Here is an 18,255-nt window from a genome sequence, read left to right on the forward strand (position 1 = left end):
GAATGTCTTTTTTTAAAGAAATCAAATAATCCATTTTCAGGATCGTTTTTTAGGATTTATCCCGTTGGTAAACCCGTATTTTTTCATGTTCAAATCCAATAATATCGGCTATGGCCATAAATGTAGCAATTTCAAACGTCTTCGTACTCGAATCGGTCGGATGCCAGGAACCATCAACAACTTGATAACTGAAACCATAACTGCTAAACGGAGCCATCCCCTTTGGGATGTTCATAATGCTTTTTAGAGTCGATAAAATCGCATCCATATATTCTATCGGGATTTTGTTTTCCGGAACATCCCAGACAAAAGTACCTGAATCTTTTACCATCCGGATATGAACAACTGCATACTTTTCGGAGGCTCTTTTTATACAATTCCCAATTCCCAGATATTCATTTTGCGTAAAAAGGAACGCTTTAAAAGCCTCCCGAATCTCTTCATACGGAAGATGCTCGGATTTTGCGTTATGAATCAACAATCTCATTTTGACAGGTTTATATCATTTTGTATTTCTTTTTTTAGTCGTCTCTATATTCATTCCCTTTAAAATCCAGCCAGCCTTTTTCTCCATTTGCGCGTTCATAACGGGCAAAATAACCCTGGAAATCCGCTATTTTTTTATATCGGAATTCCTTTTGTATCGGATAAAGTAAGAACAAATCGTTCTTTTTTATTTCGTAGAAAGGCGCTTTATAGACTATGGATTGTACCTTTTGATATCCGGTAAATGGTTTGTCATCTTCGAAATATTGATTTTTATTTTCCAGTTTCAAAAAGTAATGCAGGTAATTGATTCCAAATGTCCCGTCTTTCCTTAAAAAAGTAACGATAACATCGTCGAATGGTACATGCATACTAATCCTTCCTTTTTGATAAGGTCTATTATAAATGCTAAAATCGACACTGCTTTTTACCGTATCCTTCATTTTGTTTTTTAAACAGATTTCCAGAATTTCACTCGTATTTTGCAACGAAATACTATCCGAAACCGTGTATTGATCCTCGTGAGCAATATGATCCAGATTACGCATTTTTAGCGTAAAATTATCATTCCTTTTAGTTATGACTAATTCATAGAAATATTCCTTTGTTGTGGGTTCATAAACAAGATGAAACGGATAATTAAATTTTGTTTTTAGTTCCTGTCCGGTCCTGTCGATCGTTTTAAGCGTATTGTTTTCGATCATCTGTATACTCCACGGATTGAAATTTACCGCTTTGAGCGGGTCCTGATTTAGTTTTTTTAAAGCCAAATTATATAAATCCATCGTTTTTCCGGTATACCCTATTATCGACGTCCCCCTCAAATCAATCGCATCATAATTTTTAGAAATCAATATTTCATTAAAACGATTTTTCAACTGTACCTTTTTATTAGGTAACGTATCGATTCTAAAATAGTTTTTGTTCAATTCGGCAAAAGCATTCTGAGAAAATGCATAAATCTCATCTTTGGTCAAAGCCATTTTTTCAACTTTTAATTCGAGAACAGACGGATCATGAAGCCCGAAGAGTTGGATTTTATTCGGAGTGGGAATCAGATATAACGTTACGTTATCGTAGGTATAGAGTATTCGTTTTTGATCAAACTGAATAAAAATACACGGTAACCATTCTTTTAAATAGGTGTTTACCGTATGATTCTCCTGTTTAATGGCAAAAATCGCAAAATACCCCGGATTGAATTGGCGGAATTTACGGATCTCATAAGATGTCATATTCGTGTCATCTTCCGTATACGTGAATTGCAATTCCTGAAGTTTTTTAAAATCGTAACGGCCATCTATTTGATCATACGAAATGGAATTTTCTTGTTTGGATAAAGCTTCGGCTTCATTCTTTTTTATAGGTTTTAAAACCGACTTCATTATTTCCTGCTTTCCTTCAAAATCGACTTCAATTTCTAACGTATAATAGCGCGATCCCTTTTTGATCACGATTCCTTTAGCCGGACTGATACAATACAATTGGCCTTCAGTAACGGTATAGGTTTGCTGACCAACAGAAAATTGGCACCATAGCATTACGATAATACACAGTATACTTTTTTTCATCTTATTTCAAATCCCAATGGTTAGCATTTAGAACAAAGTCCATTACTTGTAATTCTCCATTGGTATTAAAGTTAGTAATCGCAATTTCGACTTTATCTTTTCCCATCGCCTTATATTGCACTTCATAAACCTGCTTTTCGCTCATTTTTTCCTGTTCAAAATTGACAATGCTCGATCTAAAACAGCCACAACCTTCCGGGCCGGTTGAACTTCTTCCGGTAACAATCGTCATTCCATTATCCTGATAAACAGCTAGAAAACTTTTCTCTTGATCAAAATAATATTGCGACTTGACTCCATATTCAAAAGCATCCATCTTTTCACTGAATCGCGATCGGGGATATATTTGGCTTCCACAAATAAGTGAAGGATTGTAAACAATCAAAAAAAGAGTATCCTTGATTGTGCCCATTTTTGCAACTTCCTTTACGATGGACGCTGTTAATCCCTTTTCATTCACAATACGTTTTGGTTTTGGGATGTAAAAATCCGTTTTGATAAAAACAAAATACGCCGTGATTAGAATCACAATAACGAGAAGAGAAAAGACTGTTATTTTTGCTTTTTTCATTATAATTTTTACAAAAAAGTAATAAATAGACTACTCTAAATGACAAATCTATACAAAAAAACATCCCTTTTCACAATAGCATTTATTAAAATTGAAGATTAAGTTTTTACTGTATAAAGAGTTCTACATAAAGCAATAGCAAGCTGTGTACTGCTCATTCAAAATGCACTGCAAAAAATCATGGGCAATACACCTAAAGATTAGCGGAAACACAAATTTATGGAAGACTAACGTCGGTACGGAATCGTCCAGATCAAATCGACCGCCAAATAATGCACTCCAGATTTCGCGGCATGATATCCTTTGATCAAATTATTTACATAACCGATGTCCATCGAAAGTGGTGTTCTAGGAATCTGAAGCAGATAATACACCCCCAATCGTGCTTCTTTATACGCCAACTTCGACCATTTTTTATCGCCTCCGTTATAACGGCTCACCGCAAAAAGTCCTTCAGCACTTAAAGCCAATGCTTGCTTTGTTTTTGTAGGCAAAGTATAGGTTAGTTGTGTTTTTAATCGGGTGCGGAACTGAAAATTTTCGTCTGCCTTGCTAAAATCAGCGGTGTAAAATTTCCGGAATTCCTGTCGGGCGGTATTTTTCCATTTCCATTGATCACCCAAACGCAAGGTATAGGCATAACGCCCGTAAACCCGGAATTCCTGTTCGATGCCTTCAAAACGATAGGGCGCTTTGGTTTCGTAGTTATCCTGTCTGCGGTAGCTCACCGCATAACTATACTGCTGATTTGGCGCAAAGTTGCGGTAAACTTCGTGGTTGAAAACCAAAATCGCCTGGTTTTCCAATAATCTGGAATGATCCGGATCGCTCTTTCGTCCCAGCCCGAAATAAGTCATTGTTTCTTTTTTTCCGACGGAATCCAGCTTGCGTTTTATACCAACCGCCGACCAGAAAGCCCTTTTTGTTTTCCCCAATCCGGGCGGACTTAATTGTGCCTGGATCGTATGAAGCGATCCCATATTGAATGCAAAAAACAGGAAAAGTGTTTTTGTTATGGTTGTTTGTATGCGCATTATAAAAAGCGTTTGAAATTTGAGGTGTATTCGTTACAGCAGCAATACTACGATGCAAAACTGTAGTGATTCTGGAATACCGTTCTCAAAAGCAACTTCTTTTTATACTGCTATTTTGAGCTATAGCAAAACGATTTATTTAAAACTGTAGTTCAATGCCAATCCGGCTTTACTATCGATATACGTCGGACTAAAACACAGTCGGTTTTCTTTTTTAAATTCAAACGTCAACGGATTAAAATAGTAAGTAATAACCGCTGTAGCCATACCTAATCCGGCACCTGCCGTTATATCGCTCAACCAATGGCGGTTGTTGAGTATGCGCAGCGTTCCGGTAGTAGTTGCCACCAAAAAACCGGCACTGGCAAACCAGATATTACTATTTCTGTATTCTAAAAATTGTAACGTCGCACAGGTAAAAGCAGCTGCGGTATGTCCGGACGGGAATGCATTACAAGCGGAATTATCAGGTCTTAAATCGCCTATATTATTTTTTAACGGCAAAGCAATGGCTGTTAGCAACAATTTTGACACCAACAAATTGGAGAGCATACGGGCATTGCTATGCTCCGATTTAAATCCGATATAATTGCCTCCAAAGGTCAACGCCACCGAACTGTACTGAAAATAATCGTCGAATGAAGTTTGAAACGATCCGAAATTTCGATCTCTAAACTCCTTTACATCGTTATTAATTCCGGAATGTCGGAGCAAGGTACCGCCAATAATCAACGCCGATGGAATAATGAGTTGTTTGTACGAAAAACAATCTTTTTTTACCACGGTATCGGATTTTGTCAACATAATGGGTTTTACCAGAGTATCGGATACTGTTTCCGAAAAGCCTGAAACAGGAAGGCACAGTACCGCTATCATACAGTACAGTAAATTGTGAATTTTTGTCATTAGAATGTCATTTTAAGGCCTAAGGTTTGAAAGCCATAGCGGTGGTAGTTACCGGTGATCCGGAGATCGTATTTTTTTTGAAGGTTAGCCTGTCCGTTTTTTTTGCGGTCAACAAAACGGTTTCGGGCAATATTTTTACCGCTAAAATAGCCGATTAGTAGCGCCAAAGGATAGTCGGATATCCAGTGTACTTCACTTTGAACCATTTGAAAACTCAAAAGTCCAATGGCCGAATAACCAACCGGTTTTAGCCATTTCACTTCGGGATAATTTGTGGTAATCACTGTAAAAGCCGACATAATAGTGGCCAGGTGACCGGACGGAAAAGCATCGTAAGTAGGCGTATTTTCGCCATAGGCCGTAAAAGAAGGAAACGGATTCCAATCGCCGCCCGGATTACCATTTTCACGAGCGATAAAAGGGCTTTCTCTACCGGTAGTTCGTTTGAGTACCTGAATATAAAATCCCGATAGTGCCATACTTTCGAGCATACCCGAAGCAGTGGCATAGGCGCGGTAATCGTTTGTAAAAAGCGCATGCGTCATAAAACCGGCCGACAGTAACAATACCGTAGTTCCGTTACCAACCAGATAAAAAGCCGCACCGGTATTCTGAGGAATGTTACTCAGCGGCCCCAAACTCCCGTATTTATTATCGGGCGACAATCCCAATTGATTCGCAAATCTTCGGGATTCATCGATTATATCCTGATCAAATGGAACCATAACTGCCGTAGCCGCCAAAGCGCCACCTAAATACCAAGCGTGATCATCAGCTATAAAATCCCTGTTGGTATCTTTAAAATCGTGCCAGAGATTGGTTATTGGTTCGTGCCATTTGGGCTGATAGTAAATTCTCTCGGTATTCGCATCGATAGTATAGGTTTGCGTTTTTCTATTTTCAAAACGTTTGTTAAGTATGGATAGTGAATCCGATTGCGAAAAAACGCATCCGGAGAAAAATAAAAGTAAAGGGATAAACCTATTCATTGTTGTTTGTAAAAGTGTGCCAAAAGTATAGTAATAAAATTCATGCCAAAATTTTACTACAAAATAAAAATTCATAAAAATGTTAAATTTTATTACAAAAATACATTTTATATCATTATTTTAAATTAACGTTAGGTTTTCATTACTATTTTAAAAAATTACTAAACGATACTCGTTAAAAAGTCTTAAAGCAGTATAAAAAACCCTTGATTCTATCTCACATTTTACTAACTTTCGCAGTATCAAAGCATTTCAAAAAATCCAGTACACTATTACTATTAAAAAAATGTTGTACCATTCCTTTCCGTTCTTTCTATCCTGCGGAATGGATTCTTCCTCCTTTACCAACTTCATTCAAATAGCCCAAACCATCTTTACACATACACCATAACTTATGGCAACTGCTTCCAAAATCCCGAATCCAATCCCCACCTCTAATTGTTTTTAACTCCTGTATTGACAACTCCTTAAAATTTTCCATTTCTATTTTTTTAAAGCTGCATTAGTGCTAACCCAACAAAAACCAGATTATATAATGCATGATAAATAATTACATTTAAAAATATGTTTGAAGACAACCGAACATAGGTTAATACTGTTCCCAGTATCATTTGAGGAAAAAACTGAATTACCAATGCATATACCGGAAGTTCCTGGAGTGAGGCTACAGTATAATTAGAACTATGTGAAATTGCAAAAATTAAAACATAGCTTACAAGAAAAATTTTAGGGAGTATTTTCTTATTTGAAAAACGAAATACAATAAAAGCCAAAACGTTTAACAGAATCATCAAAACGAGTAAATACGAATTAAAATTCGCGACAAAAGCAAAAACAACTCCAAATAGGAGTCCTAAATAAGAGTAGTTACTTTTTACTAACGTATATCGAAAAGCAATTTCCTCTACTATGGGAGCCAAAACAGTTACTACAAACAGTAATTCCAATGGCGACTCCAAATAAGCCATAAGACGATCTGAATGGACACAATCAATATTAAAATAACGTATAGCCAATTCTATAACTACAATAAAGGAAATATGAATGCAAAAAATCGCAATAAATAGCGCTCTTTTTTTATTTACAATCACATTCAACTGCATTCCAACCTTCAACGAACCGATCTGCAGCATCTGCAAGCGCTATAAAAACACCGGCTCTTTCTGCCCATTTATACAATTTACTCCAAGGTATTCGGCCTCCTTCTATACGTTTCATTTCCAAATCACTAAGTACAACCCCATTTAGTTTTTCTAATTTCATTTCCTCCCTTTTTATTATTACAAAAATAGATCATGCTACTAAAAATAAGGAGCTTACTCCTTGTACAAGACGAAACGTTCCAAGGTCATTTTTTTATCATCAACGTATTTTCATTTGATCAAACTTTATTCAGGCGATTTATTATAATTGATAATTTGCTACTTTTAAACCTGTATCCTAACACCGAACAAAAGCCATGGACAAGGATTTCCAGTACCAATTCCGAGAACCGGAACCTGCACTTGCCGATTATATCGAAAGCATCGGGATGTTTTTCAATCCATCCGATCAGGAAAAAGAAGTCGTTGTCATGCCTGATGGCCGGGTTGATCTGTTTTTTTCGCAAACGGGAACCGGAACCATCCAGACGTTACTCCTCGGACTGGAGACCTATCCTGAACAAAGGAGCGTTCCGCCACAAACCCGTACTTTTGTAATTAGCTTTAAACCTTTGGGTGCTGAATATATCCTACAGCAATCTATAGCGTCATTACTAAATACCGCCGCAAATGTTCCGGATGATTTTTGGGATTTCAACACCGATGATTTACGCGATTTCGAGACTTTCCATAAAAAAGCGACTCAGAAAATAACCGAGCGTTTACCCCAAAAAACAGATATCCGGAAACACCAGCTTTTTGAACTTATCTATACTTCCAAAGGCGAAATGAGTGTCGCGGAACTTTCGGAAAAAACGGCATGGAACAGTCGGCAGATTAACCGTTATTTTAACCGGCAATTCGGGCTTTCGCTAAAAGCCTTTTGTACTATTTTTCGCTTCCGAGCCTCTCTGGAACATATCGCTCAGGGTAAATTATTTCCGGAATTAAACTTTACCGATCAGAATCATTTTATAAAGGAAATCAAAAAATTTTCGGGCGTTGTTCCAAGTGAACTGTCCAAAAATCAAAACGACCGATTTATACTAGTATCCGTTTTAAAACAGCGATAGCTTTGTATCCACATTAAATGTAGGATATGAAACTAGCACATAAACAAATCGCCATTATAGGTGGTGGCCCCGGAGGACTAACATTAGCCCGACTTTTACAGCTTCAGGGCGCAAGCGTAACCGTATACGAACGCGATTATAACCGGGAAGCCCGTTTACAGGGTTCCCCTTTAGATTTACACGAAGGATCGGGTCTTGCGGCCGTATACAAAGCCGGTTTATTCGAAGCCTTTAAACAGAATTTCCGTCCCGGAGCGGACAAAAAGCTGATCCTGAACGAAAAGGCCGAAATCGCCTATAGTGATCACGATGCCAAACCGGAAGAAAACTTTGGTCATGCTCATTTCCGACCGGAGATCGACCGCGGTCCGCTGCGTAACATGCTTTTGGATTCGTTACAACCGGGAACCGTGATCTGGAATCGTCATTTTATCCGAATGGAAAAACAACACGAAGGTTGGCTATTGTATTTTAACAATGGCGCGACTGCCTATGCCGATCTTGTTGTTGCCGGCGATGGAGCCAATTCGAAAATACGTCCGTACCTTACGGATATCAAGGCTTTTTACTCCGGTATTACCATGGTGGAATTTACGATTCCAAATGCCGAAAAAGCGGTTCCGACTATACATGCTTTACTAAATGATGGCAAAATCATGGCTTTTGGAAAAGAAAAATGCCTGTTAATGGGGATGAAAGGCAATGGTGAATTAACCTTTTACGCCAGTCTTAAAGTTCCGGAAAACTGGGCAACCACCAACGGTTTGGATTATTCCGACACCCAACAATTATTGGACTGGTATAAAACGGAATATGTGGGATGGGACTCCAAATGGAACGAACTGTTTGCAAGTCCTGCTACGGTTATCCCGCGTCCTATTTATTGTATGCCTTTGGATCAGACCTGGGAAGCGCAATCCAATCTGACGCTTCTTGGCGATGCGGCTCATGTCATGCCACCTTTTGCCGGTGAAGGTGCCAATATGGCGATGCTCGATGCGCTGGAATTAAGCGAATGCCTGACTTCAAATGCATACAACAGCATACAGGAAGCCATAGCCGCCTACGAAACCAATATGCGAAAAAGAGCCGCCAAAGCCGCTCAGGAATCCCTAGAAAATGGCGAACGCATGCATTCCGACAAGGCATTAACCACTATGTTGGAACTATTTAATAGTCATTAATGTTTGGAAAAGTAAAAACAGGACAAATTTGGACTTTAGCCGGTTTGTTCTGCTTTTACTGCATGCACCTATTGAATAATTTATTGCATAAAACTTTAATACCTTATATTTATATAAATTAAAATTCAAGGCATATGAGCATTTTCAAAAATATCGTATCTGAATGGATTAAAAGAAAAAAAAACTCTGACATTAAAAAAGTTACAGTAACTTCTTCCGGTGCTTTTTATATGAAAAGCGAGGATTTATTTAATGATGATGCAGAAGCTTTAGCCTTATTAGATAAATTGGATAAATCTGTAAAAAACTATAAAAGTGTCAATAAAAATACTTTTCACATTCTGATTAATGCCACATCTCGATTTAATCATTTTACCCTTAATTGCAGGATATATATTCCTTTGTACCTTTAATTTAACCAAATACTATAATATTAGATTTGACAAACAACGTTTAATTTTTAACTCTCTTAGAGAAATCAGGCATTATCATACCCGTGAATGAAATTCTGATTGTTTCAAAATTGGATAGTGACCTCTTTGGTCGCTTTAACAATTGGAAAATGACAAAAACAATCTTACTTTATCTCAAAATTATATAAAGGTTTCGAAAGCTTTTTTAAAGAACTGTTTCGATAAAGTCCGATATTTACAAACGCAATAAAAAAACTACTCAAATGGATAATTCAAGAGTATACAAAATGGCATTTGCGAGTGTATATCCGCATTATATCCAGAAAGCGGAGAGAAAAGGGCGTACAAAAGACGAAGTCGACACAATTATATTCTGGCTTACCGGATATGATCTGCAAAGTTTACAACAGCTTCTCGACAACAAAACCGATTTTGAAACCTTCTTTGCACAAGCCCCGCTTTTAAATCCGAATGTTTCCAAAATTACCGGCGTGATCTGTGGTTACCGTGTCGAAACTATTGAAGATCCGCTGATGCAGAAAGTTCGTTATCTCGACAAACTAATTGACGAGCTCGCCAAAGGAAAAGCAATGGAGAAAATTTTACGAAACTAAGACACCGCTATTAAATACTGTTTTTAACCATAGTGCCCAGTTTTTTTAAATCGTTTTCAACGCGATCGGTCCATTCCATCGCATAATTGAGGCGCATACAATTGTTATACTGATTGTATTGGGAAAACATTCTTCCCGGTGCAAAATTCATTTTTTGCTTTAAAGCCTGTTCGTACAAATCTTCCGTACAAATCCGTTTGTCCAGTTCCAGCCAAAGCATAAAACCGCCTTTTGGCTGCGAAATTTTGGTGTTATCCGGAAAATACGTTTCAACCGCACGCTGAATCTGTAAATAATTGGCATACAATTTTTGTCGGAAGGTTCTCAAATGATGATCATATCTTCCGTGTTCCAAAAAATGAGCGATAACATCCGGAAACAATGACGGAGAACAAACCGTTTGCCCTATTTTCTGGCGGATAATTTTATCTTTAAACTATCCTGGTGCTACCCATCCAACCCGATAACCCGGTGCCATCGACTTGGAAACCGAGCCACACCACATTACCAATCCGGCTTCATCGTAGTATTTACAAGGCTTGGGACGTTCGGCTCCGAAAAAGAGGTTGCCATAAATATCATCCTCAATCAGTGGCACATTATAATGAGTGATCAATCGAACCAGTTCTTTTTTATTTTCATCCGGCATCTGAAATCCCATCGGATTATTAAAATTCGTCACAAAACAACAGGCGGCTACCTGTGGCAGGATTTCTTTTAACGCATCGAGATCGACACCCAAAACCGGATGTGTTGGTACTTCGATCGCCCGTAAGCCCAAAAGCTGAATCGCCCGAAGCACTCCAAAATAGGCCGGCGTTTCAATCGCCACGGCATCGTCTGGTTTGGTAACCGCCATCAGTCCATTATAAATTGCGTTGATCGCACCGGAAGTAATCACCAGATCCTCTTCTGTAATTTTGCCTTCCAGGACCAATGCCCATTTTGCAATTTCCCGGCGCAAATGCTCACTTCCCTGAACGGGTTCGTAGGATGTCGCGCTATCATCCCGGTCTTTTACTGCTTTGATAATTGCCTTGTTTAGTTTTGCCAACGGGAGAAAGTTTTTCCCCGGAATCCCCAAAGCAAACTGAGTTACATCCTCATTGGCTATCGTTCCGAAAACTTTGTCGACTAAATCCTGAGCAGTTTCTTTCTTTTCCGTAGCTTTAATTCGGGTAACACTCGGTAATGCCAGTTTTCGCTGTGACGTCTGACTCACAAAGTAGCCCGATTTGGGTCTTGGTTCGATCAATGAATGACTTTCCAACTCCAGATAGGCCAGTTTAACGGTATTAATGCTCACATTATACAGCTTTTGCGCACTTCGGATCGACGGTAATTTATCCCCTTGTTGTAAGGTTTCACTTTGGATCTGCTCGGCTATGGTTCTCGCTATTTTCTGGTATAACGCTTCTGTTTTCATCGGACTACTTTTCACAAATGTATTGTTAAACGCTTTAATTGCAGCTATAATCCAACCAATTTAAAAGACATAAAATCCCCGATTGTAAGGAATCGACATCTTTAAAAGCGGCTTTTTTTTCCAAAAATTCCATAGCAGCCTGCTTTTCCCATTCGGTTTGTATTACCGAATTTTCGGAAGATTTCTGATATATTTTATATCCTATCGCTCCATTTTCATTTACGATCAGACTGGCAAAAGCAATAGGACTGGTATTATTTTTCAGTTGCAAAAACGGAATTCCGAACGACGTCCCAACCGACATATCCTTTGGCCGGTTGTTCCATTCATTAAAGAAATCTTTTAATTGTCTAATATCCGTGGCATATACTTCCGTTATACTCCACGCTGCTTTGTCGGTTACAATACGGTTCATAGCATTTGATTTATACGACAAAGCTATAAAGGCGCTACCAATAGTTACAGATACAGAAAAACTTATTTTTACAGACACAGATAGTCTGCAGCCGTTTGTTTTAGACAACTACTACTTTTGGCGCTTAGTATTCGCGACAATTAATCCGGTCACATTAGTATAGCATTCCGGTGGAATAGCATGTCCCATTCCTTCTATCAACTCAAGTTTGGCATCCGGAATAGAACGGGCTAAATCCCTTGCACATTCCGGATGAAAAATCGGATCTTCCGTACCGTGAATAATTTGTGTGGGTACCATTATTTTGTTTAAAATCGCTTCCTGATAACTCCACGAACCCATGGCCAGCAATTGTCTTAACACACTATTTCCGGGTATGGAACGTTTTAATTCGGCTTCAATCATCTTGCGTTCCTGTTCTTCATCCAATGAAAAAGCTGATCCTGCAATACGCTTTGCAAAAGTCAGTGCATTCGTAATATAGGCCTCGCGATCTACAGATGCATCGACCACCGGTTTTGTCATCATAGCCATAACATCCGGTGCGACCGGTGGCAAATTCGGATTTAAAGATGTTGCCATAATGATGGTTAACGACCGTACTCTTTCCGGATAATTGGCGCCTAGCAATTGCCCGATAATGCCGCCCATCGAACGCCCAACAATATGTGTCTTATCGATTTTCAGATGATCCAATAAGGCAATCACATCGGCTGCCATATCGTTTAACGAATACGGAGGGCCAACCCTTTTCACTTTTTCAAACGCTTTTTCAAGATCACCTTCATAATCATTTTTAGAATCGGGTTTATAAACGGAAGCGCCCGAATCCCGGTTATCCAAACGGATTACCTGAAACCCCTTTTGAACCAATAACTGGCAAAAAGCCTCGTCCCAACGAATTAACTGACTACCCAGACCGGGAATCAACACGATACTTTCCGGATTATTTTCGCCTAAAACCGTGTAGCACAATTCGACATTATGTATTGAAATTGTATTCATATTAGTATAACCTTTTCTATCATTTTATTTTTTAGCTAAAACCCGATTACAGATTTCCGCCGAGTTCGGCCAGCAACTCCGTCATCAACTGAATGGATTTCCCTTTTTTGGCCGGTAGTAAAGTTGTAGCGATATCTTCGGCGGTTACTTTTGCTTCTTCGAATAGTTTTTCACCATTTTCAGTAATCACGACATAACTCACCCGCGCATCGCGTTCGTTGACTTCCCGTCCCACCAGTCCGATTTTTTCCAGCGGAGCCAGCAAACGGGTTACACCGGAAGCTGTTAATCCGATTCTTTCGGCCAGATCAATTCGGCGCATCCTTTGTCCGGGCGCATTATATAATACATAAAGTATCATAAAATCGCTAAACCCGATACCATGAACACTCAGCGAATCGAATTTTCGGGATACGATCGATTGCACTTTAGCCATGTTAAGTAAGAAGTTCAAATCTTTATTTATCATTGAAATATATTTGAGTTATCAAGTGTTATTTTTTTACAAATGTAGTTTATTTTTAGGAATTCCCATTTTATTTATTACGATCCCGATTTATATCCGAAAATAAAGTAAACTCCTTAAAAAAATAGGGGAATTATCGTTTAAAATGATGTTTTTTTTAGCATGCCAATCAAAAATTAAAAGCTCAAAATTATCTCACAAGTAAGTGACATAAAACTGATTACCCACTAAAAAGAAACCATTGTTAAAGTTTTTTTCCTACTATTTAAAACACAACAAAGTATCATAACTCGACAAAAAAGAAAATAATTGGCACAACTTTAAAAATCCGTATTACAATTTTTAGAAAAAAAATCTTATAATTTTTCACAAAAACACATGCAACAAAAATTACAAATAATTAACAAACAAGAACTTACATAATAAATTTTATTTATTCTAAATTAATTTGTCTATTCCGAGCTTGCCTTTTAATTTTGTATTAAAATTTAATCAATCTAAATAAAAGATAGAATGAACAGACAAATCCTAGTGTTATTATGGAGTCTATTTTCTCTGGTAACATTTGCTCAAAACAAAGGAACTATAAAAGGGGTTGTTCAAAATGAATCCGGAGTAGCACTCCCAAATGCCAGTATAAGCGTACTGAAAACCTCGATCGGAACGTCGACCAATTACGAAGGTCAGTACACCATTACCAATCTGAATTACGGCACCTATACCCTACGCGTCACCATGGTAGGTTATAAAAGAACCGAAACCAGGATTACCCTAAACGCAGCACAAAGCACACTACCCAACATCATTCTAAAAGAAGCTGTAAACGAATTGGACGATGTTGTGATCAACGAGAAAAAAATAAACAAATTCACGAAACGAAGCAGTACAACCGTATCGAAAATGCCGTTAAAAGATATTGAAAACCCACAGGTTTATGTATCCATTCCGGCAGAATTATTAAAAGAACAGGTTGTGACCAACTTTAACGATGCGCTAAAAAATGCAACCGGTATCACCCGTTTATGGGAATCGACCGGGCGTGGTGGCGACGGTGCCGAATATTTTTCCATGCGTGGTTTTTCGGTACAACCAACCATGTTAAACGGTTTACCGTATATCAACAATGGTAAAATTGATTTTTCAAATATCGAAAGTATTGAAGTGATCAAAGGGCCATCCGGAACGTTATACGGAAGCAGCCTGATTTCCTATGGTGGTTTGATCAATGTCGTAACCAAAAAACCATACGAAACCTTTGGAGGTGAATTGTCCTATCAGGCGGGAACCTACGGACTTAACCGTGTAACCGCCGATATCAACACCCCACTGGGTAAAAACAACGATGTCTTTTTACGTGTTAATGCCGCTTACCAAAACGGAGACACTTTCCAGGATTCCGGTTATAGCAAATCGTTTTTTATCGCACCATCGTTAACCTATAAAGCATCCGATCGCTTAACATTTATGATCAATACAGAATTTTTAAATTCGGAAGGATCCTATGCCCCGATGTTGTTCTTAAATAGAAACTCCCCTCTTCCGTTTACCGACATTAAACTGTTTGACAAAAATTATAAAAATTCATTTACGTCAAACGCACTATCCATTAGCAATCCAAGCTTTAGTTTACAAGCGCAAATGCTCTATAAACTATCGGATTCATGGACTTCACAAACAGCTATTTCCAGAAGTACAGCCAAATCGGACGGTTATTATTCCTATTTATACAGCAGTGGAACAGACGATTCGTTTACCCGCTATATTACCAAAGCAAATGCACAAACCAATAGTACCGATATCCAGCAAAACTTTATTGGCGATTTTAAAATTGCCGGTTTACGCAACCGTATGGTCGTAGGTTTGGATTATTACAATGGTATTCAAAAAGATAACGGTGCCGGATGGGCCGCTTTGGGTGTGGTAACCTTATCCAATAGCCTGGATACCGGAAACCTGACCCAATTGGCTGCCGATACCGCTTTGGCAACTACCGACTTTACACGATCGAATGCCGAAACTGAAACGTATGCCGCTTATATTTCGGATGTGATCAATATTACACCTGCATTATCGGCTATGGGAAGTTTGCGCGTGGATCATTTTATAGGAGAAGTAGGAGACGAAAAGAAAGGACAAACCGCTTTTTCACCGAAATTCGGTTTAGTATACCAACCGATTCAGGACAAATTATCCGTTTTTGCCAATTATATGAACGGATTTAAAAACGTATTACCGCAAGCTATCACTAACTCAGTAACGAATGAGCGCGAAGGCTACCGTACTTTTGATCCGGAAAAAGCAAACCAGTATGAGTTTGGTGTTAAATCCAGCTTTTTCAACAACAAACTAAGTGCTACGGTAAGTTATTACAACATTACGGTAAGCAATATCGTCATGAATGTGGGTAATGGTCCGGCAACCTATACACAAGGAGGCGAAATCAAAAGTAAAGGTCTTGAAGTGAGCGTAGTAGCCAATCCGGCAGAAGGATTAAACATTATTGCCGGTTTTAGCACCAACAATGCCGAAGTAACAAAAGACCTTGAAACATCAGGATATTTAGGATTGCGCCCGGAAAGTGCCGGTCCGGAAACACTGGTAAATCTTTGGGCTAATTATACGTTTACCGAAGGTAGTATTAAAGGATTTGGTTTTGGTTTTGGTGGAAATTATGCCAGTGATCAAAAAACATTAAACCGTTCGAATATCGGAACTTTTGTCCTTCCTAGCTATACGGTAATTAATACGGCTTTATCCTATACTGCCGACCGATTCAATATCATTTTGAAAATGAATAATATTTCGAATGAAAAATATTATTCCGGATGGTCAACCGTTAGTCCGCAAACATTGCGTTCGATTACGGCTGGATTAACCTATAAATTTTAATTGATTTTAGTTAGTTATACAGGGTATTTTTAAAATGCCATACCCTATAACCTGCCAGATTTTTGATTTGGCAGGTTTCCCATAAACAGAGCTACTCTTGAGTCGGCTCCTTTCTATTTTAACCGTTAAACTCGTATGTTATGAGAAATCTGTTTTTAATTTTTACACTTTTTATTCTGGGTGCTACCAAAAGCTTTGCCCATTTTATGTGGATCGAAACCAATGCAAAAGGAAAAATCAACACGCCGCAGGAAGTTCGGGTTTATTTTGGCGAATACGGACATGATGTTCGCGAAAAAGTAGGCAGTGATACTTTTAATAAGATGAAACATTTCACACTTTGGGCAATCGCGCCAAACGGTGAAAAAACAAAACTGGACGTAACACCGTCGGATCTTTTCTACAAGGCTTCCTTTACGCCAAAAACCAACGGAACTTATACGTTTATTCTGGATAACGATAAAATCGAGGTTATTGATTTTACCAAATACAATTTCGGAATTTTTAAAACCCATTATCATGCTACAGCCAAAACAACCGTTGGAAATGGTTTAGCGGATAGTGTTTCTCAAAATCCATCGGGTTTATCGATAGCCGACATTTCTAAAAAAGCAGGTGAAGTAACGCTAAAAATCACCTATAAAAATGAACCGTTTGCGGAAAAGGAAATCGATTTGTTTATCCCGGATCAATGGTCCCGAAAAATCAAAACCGACAAAAACGGAACGCTAACGTTTAAAACGCCGTTTAAAACGCAATATGTAGTGGAAGCTACTCAAAAAGAAGAAACTCCCGGAAATTATGATGGAAAAGACTATCAGTTTATCTGGCATAGTGCTGTTTATACCTTACCAAACTAATTGCTAAAAACGTTTTCCGGGATGACTAAAAAGAAGAAGAAAAGAGACTTTAAATATTGGATTGGAAAAATGCATTTGTGGCTGGGACTGGCTTCTGGCATCATTGTACTTTTTCTTTCCGTAACCGGCTGCATTTTTGTATTTAACGAAGAAATTTCCAATTGGCTTCGGAAAGATGTACTATATGTAACCGAAAAAGCCGAAAAAACACTTCCGGTTAGTCAGCTATGGGAAACGACTCAACAGCAACTTGGAGAACGTATTAAAGATGCCTCCATTGTTGTCTATAACAATCCGGATAAAGCCTGGACCTTTCGCAGTTATAAACGAAAAGACAAGCCCGATTCGATTTTTCATTTCGGGAATATCGAATATTACCAGACGGTTTATGTGAATCCGTATACCGGGAAGGTTTTGGGTGTTTATGATGAAACCACCGACTTTTTCAATATTGTAAAAATGCTCCACTGGAGCTTGCTGTTGGAAACAGAAATCGGACAACCCATTATCGGTTGGGGTACTTTTACTTTTGTAATCATGCTGATTACCGGTATCATTTTATGGTGGCCCAAAAACAAAGCTGCTCGCAAACAGCGGGTTTGGTTTCAGTGGAAAGCCACCACACAATGGAAACGTAAAAATTACGATCTGCACAATATTCTGGGTTTTTATATTGCTTCAATCGCGATTATCATTGCCTTTACCGGAATGGTATGGGCTTTTACCTGGTTTCAGGCGATCGTTTATGTTGCCGGTTCGGGAACGACCACGCCTCCTGATGTTAAAACCGAAAAATCGATCGTAACAAAACCGGGAACAATTTCAGCATTGGATACGACACTGCAAATCTGTCGGGAAAAATACCCCTCGGCAAGCGCCTATAATTATGGAAAACCAGCCGGTGCAACAGATGTGATCAACGTATATGTACAACAAGTAGACGGTGCGTATTATATCAATCACAATTTACAAGTTGATCAGTATACCGGTAAACTGTTATCACAACGGGATCACAGTGCTAAAAATTTTGGAGAGAAACTGATCACCGCCAACTATGATATTCACGTAGGGGCAATTCTGGGAATTCCCGGAAAAATACTGGCTTTTATAGCCTGCTTTATTTGCGGTATGCTCCCGGTAACCGGATTTTTAATCTGGTATGGACGAAATTTTAAAAAGAAATAAAAAATGCCCCAAATAGTGTCTAACTT

The 18,255-nt window shown here is 38.5% G+C and carries 21 protein-coding genes; 7 read left to right on the plus strand and 14 right to left on the minus strand.

The genetic code is table 11. The annotated features are described in order from the left end of the window. Positions 1–49 precede the first annotated feature (49 nt). From E6C50_RS10725 to E6C50_RS17645, 9 genes are all read right to left on the minus strand, one after another. Positions 50–487 carry a hypothetical protein gene (locus E6C50_RS10725; protein ID WP_136403231.1) on the minus strand — a complete coding sequence of 146 codons (438 nt, stop codon included), beginning with the start codon at positions 485–487 and terminating at the stop codon, positions 50–52. Positions 488–521: 34 nt separating this feature from the next. Continuing rightward, entirely contained in the window at positions 522–2,057 is a 1,536-nt protein-coding gene (locus E6C50_RS10730; protein WP_136403232.1) for a hypothetical protein, read from the minus strand. Position 2,058: 1 nt separating this feature from the next. Next, positions 2,059–2,628 (minus strand): hypothetical protein, encoded by a 570-nt coding sequence (locus E6C50_RS10735; RefSeq protein ID WP_136403233.1) that lies wholly within the window; start codon positions 2,626–2,628, stop codon positions 2,059–2,061. A gap of 227 nt (positions 2,629–2,855) precedes the next feature. Continuing rightward, on the minus strand, positions 2,856–3,662 hold the full coding sequence (locus tag E6C50_RS10740) for a DUF2490 domain-containing protein (RefSeq protein ID WP_136403234.1): 807 nt from the start codon (positions 3,660–3,662) through the stop codon (positions 2,856–2,858). A gap of 135 nt (positions 3,663–3,797) precedes the next feature. After that, positions 3,798–4,568, minus strand: coding sequence for a phosphatase PAP2 family protein (locus E6C50_RS10745; RefSeq protein ID WP_136403235.1), 771 nt, complete (start codon positions 4,566–4,568; stop codon positions 3,798–3,800). Beyond that, positions 4,568–5,557 (minus strand): phosphatase PAP2 family protein, encoded by a 990-nt coding sequence (locus E6C50_RS10750; RefSeq protein WP_136403236.1) that lies wholly within the window; start codon positions 5,555–5,557, stop codon positions 4,568–4,570. Before E6C50_RS10750 ends, E6C50_RS10745 begins: the two co-directional genes overlap by 1 nt. A 313-nt stretch (positions 5,558–5,870) precedes the next feature. Further along, on the minus strand, positions 5,871–6,038 hold the full coding sequence (locus E6C50_RS10755) for a bacteriocin (RefSeq protein ID WP_136403237.1): 168 nt from the start codon (positions 6,036–6,038) through the stop codon (positions 5,871–5,873). 10 nt (positions 6,039–6,048) lie between these two features. Further along, on the minus strand, positions 6,049–6,690 hold the full coding sequence (locus tag E6C50_RS18085) for a CPBP family glutamic-type intramembrane protease (protein WP_136403238.1): 642 nt from the start codon (positions 6,688–6,690) through the stop codon (positions 6,049–6,051). Continuing rightward, positions 6,635–6,820 carry a hypothetical protein gene (locus E6C50_RS17645; RefSeq protein WP_168732787.1) on the minus strand — a complete coding sequence of 62 codons (186 nt, stop codon included), beginning with the start codon at positions 6,818–6,820 and terminating at the stop codon, positions 6,635–6,637. Before E6C50_RS17645 ends, E6C50_RS18085 begins: the two co-directional genes overlap by 56 nt. A gap of 196 nt (positions 6,821–7,016) precedes the next feature. Between E6C50_RS17645 and E6C50_RS10765 the strand changes: the two genes are divergently transcribed. From E6C50_RS10765 to E6C50_RS10780, 4 genes are all read left to right on the plus strand, one after another. Next, a complete protein-coding gene (locus E6C50_RS10765; RefSeq protein ID WP_136403239.1) occupies positions 7,017–7,772 on the plus strand; it encodes a helix-turn-helix domain-containing protein in 756 nt (251 codons plus the stop codon). A gap of 26 nt (positions 7,773–7,798) precedes the next feature. After that, complete coding sequence (locus E6C50_RS10770) at positions 7,799–8,956, plus strand: FAD-dependent oxidoreductase (protein ID WP_136403240.1); 1,158 nt, start codon at positions 7,799–7,801, stop codon at positions 8,954–8,956. 134 nt (positions 8,957–9,090) lie between these two features. Further along, positions 9,091–9,369: a hypothetical protein gene (locus tag E6C50_RS10775; protein WP_136403241.1), complete on the plus strand. Its 279-nt coding sequence runs from the start codon at positions 9,091–9,093 to the stop codon at positions 9,367–9,369. Positions 9,370–9,632: 263 nt separating this feature from the next. Beyond that, positions 9,633–9,983 (plus strand): DUF2200 domain-containing protein, encoded by a 351-nt coding sequence (locus tag E6C50_RS10780; RefSeq protein ID WP_136403242.1) that lies wholly within the window; start codon positions 9,633–9,635, stop codon positions 9,981–9,983. Between the two features lie 10 nt (positions 9,984–9,993). On the opposite strand, the gene E6C50_RS17985 is transcribed toward E6C50_RS10780, so the two are convergent. The 5 genes from E6C50_RS17985 to E6C50_RS10800 all read right to left on the minus strand — a co-directional run bounded on the left by E6C50_RS17985 (position 9,994) and on the right by E6C50_RS10800 (position 13,298). Continuing rightward, complete coding sequence (locus tag E6C50_RS17985; RefSeq protein WP_230978997.1) at positions 9,994–10,338, minus strand: aminotransferase-like domain-containing protein; 345 nt, start codon at positions 10,336–10,338, stop codon at positions 9,994–9,996. An 81-nt stretch (positions 10,339–10,419) separates the two neighbouring features. Further along, a complete protein-coding gene (locus tag E6C50_RS10785; protein WP_230978998.1) occupies positions 10,420–11,409 on the minus strand; it encodes an aminotransferase-like domain-containing protein in 990 nt (329 codons plus the stop codon). A 34-nt stretch (positions 11,410–11,443) separates the two neighbouring features. After that, positions 11,444–11,824: a hypothetical protein gene (locus E6C50_RS10790; protein ID WP_136403243.1), complete on the minus strand. Its 381-nt coding sequence runs from the start codon at positions 11,822–11,824 to the stop codon at positions 11,444–11,446. A 111-nt stretch (positions 11,825–11,935) separates the two neighbouring features. Further along, positions 11,936–12,829, minus strand: coding sequence for an alpha/beta fold hydrolase (locus E6C50_RS10795; RefSeq protein ID WP_136403244.1), 894 nt, complete (start codon positions 12,827–12,829; stop codon positions 11,936–11,938). A gap of 46 nt (positions 12,830–12,875) precedes the next feature. After that, positions 12,876–13,298, minus strand: a complete 423-nt coding sequence (locus E6C50_RS10800) for a MarR family winged helix-turn-helix transcriptional regulator (RefSeq protein WP_136403245.1) — start codon at positions 13,296–13,298, stop codon at positions 12,876–12,878. A gap of 510 nt (positions 13,299–13,808) precedes the next feature. Between E6C50_RS10800 and E6C50_RS10805 the strand changes: the two genes are divergently transcribed. From E6C50_RS10805 to E6C50_RS10815, 3 genes are all read left to right on the plus strand, one after another. Beyond that, positions 13,809–16,184 carry a TonB-dependent receptor gene (locus E6C50_RS10805; RefSeq protein WP_136403246.1) on the plus strand — a complete coding sequence of 792 codons (2,376 nt, stop codon included), beginning with the start codon at positions 13,809–13,811 and terminating at the stop codon, positions 16,182–16,184. Between the two features lie 140 nt (positions 16,185–16,324). Then, on the plus strand, positions 16,325–17,044 hold the full coding sequence (locus tag E6C50_RS10810; RefSeq protein ID WP_136403247.1) for a DUF4198 domain-containing protein: 720 nt from the start codon (positions 16,325–16,327) through the stop codon (positions 17,042–17,044). A gap of 21 nt (positions 17,045–17,065) precedes the next feature. Continuing rightward, positions 17,066–18,229, plus strand: coding sequence for a PepSY-associated TM helix domain-containing protein (locus E6C50_RS10815; RefSeq protein WP_136403248.1), 1,164 nt, complete (start codon positions 17,066–17,068; stop codon positions 18,227–18,229). Positions 18,230–18,255: the final 26 nt, after the last annotated feature.

The sequence above is a fragment of the Flavobacterium supellecticarium genome (assembly GCF_004801375.1).
GTDB classification, from domain to species: domain Bacteria; phylum Bacteroidota; class Bacteroidia; order Flavobacteriales; family Flavobacteriaceae; genus Flavobacterium; species Flavobacterium supellecticarium.